This is a genomic window from Acinetobacter sp. UBA6720 (genome assembly GCF_002454215.1).
GTDB lineage: Bacteria > Pseudomonadota > Gammaproteobacteria > Pseudomonadales > Moraxellaceae > Acinetobacter.
Window position 1 is genome coordinate 1 of record NZ_DKIK01000082.1, and the last position, 1192, is coordinate 1192.

At 37.8% G+C, this 1192-nt stretch carries 2 protein-coding genes; one reads left to right on the forward strand and one right to left on the reverse strand.

The genetic code is table 11. The annotated features are described in order from the left end of the window. Nucleotides 1-469, forward strand: a 469-nt coding sequence (locus B4F08_RS07180) for an aminotransferase class IV (protein ID WP_291373951.1), incomplete at its 5' end; no start/stop codon positions are given. Between the two features lie 54 nt (nt 470-523). Here the strand turns inward: B4F08_RS07180 and B4F08_RS07185 are convergent. Further along, the coding region (locus B4F08_RS07185; RefSeq protein ID WP_291373952.1) for a UDP binding domain-containing protein at nt 524-1192 on the reverse strand (669 nt) is incomplete at its 5' end.

Here is a 1192-nt window from a genome sequence, read left to right on the forward strand (position 1 = left end):
CGTGACGATGTGTAAAGCAAAAGCGTCAGGTAATTACACTTTGTCGATTTTGGCTCACCAAGAAGTGGCACATTCTGGTTATGATGAAGCAATGTTGCTCGACCCACAAGGTTATGTATGTCAAGGTTCTGGTGAAAACGTATTCTTGGTCAAAGATGGTGTATTACATACGCCAGACATCGCAGGTGGTGCACTGGATGGTATTACACGTCAAACCATTATTACCATTGCAAAAGATTTAGGATATGACGTGGTTGAGCGTCGTATTACCCGTGATGAGTTCTATATTGCAGATGAAGCATTCTTTACAGGAACGGCTGCTGAAGTGACGCCAATTCGTGAATATGATGACCGTGAAATCGGTTCAGGTACGCGTGGCCCAATTACTGAACAAATTCAAACCACATTCTTTAATGCGGTTAAAGGTAAAGATCCGAAATATGCACATTGGTTGACTTATGTAAAATAAGTAATTTGATGTGAAAAGGGCTCTTCGGAGCCCTTTTTTTGTTGGGCTGTAGTTTTAGTCATCGATACCGAAAATATCTCGAGTGTAGAGTTTATTTTGTACGTCATTTAGTTCCGATGTTTGACGATTACTAATAATTAAGTCAGCTACTTCCTTAAATTTTTTTAAATCGCGAATAACTTTACTATTGGCAAATTTTTTTTCTGAAATATTTGGCTCGTAAATAATCACTTTAATGCCTTGTGCTTTAATTCGACGCATAATCCCTAAAATTGCGGATGAGCGGAAATTATCAGATCCTGATTTCATGACTAAACGGTAAATACCAACTACTTTGGGATTTTTTTGAATAATCATTTCAGCAATGAAATCCTTGCGGGTTCTATTTGCATCTACAACTGCTTGAATTAAGTTACTTGGGACTTGCTCATAATTTGCTAAAAGTTGTTTAGTGTCTTTGGGGAGGCAATATCCACCATAGCCAAAAGAAGGATTGTTGTAAAACTTTCCAATACGCGGATCCAGACACACTCCATCAATAATTTGACGAGTATTTAGATCAAAAACTTGAGCATAGGTGTCAAGTTCATTGAAATAAGCGACACGCATGGCAAGATAAGTATTGGCAAATAATTTTATAGCCTCTGCTTCAGTCGAGTGAGTAAATAGTACAGGGCAGTCTTTTTTAATAGCACTATTAAGAAAGAGTTGTGCCAATGTTTC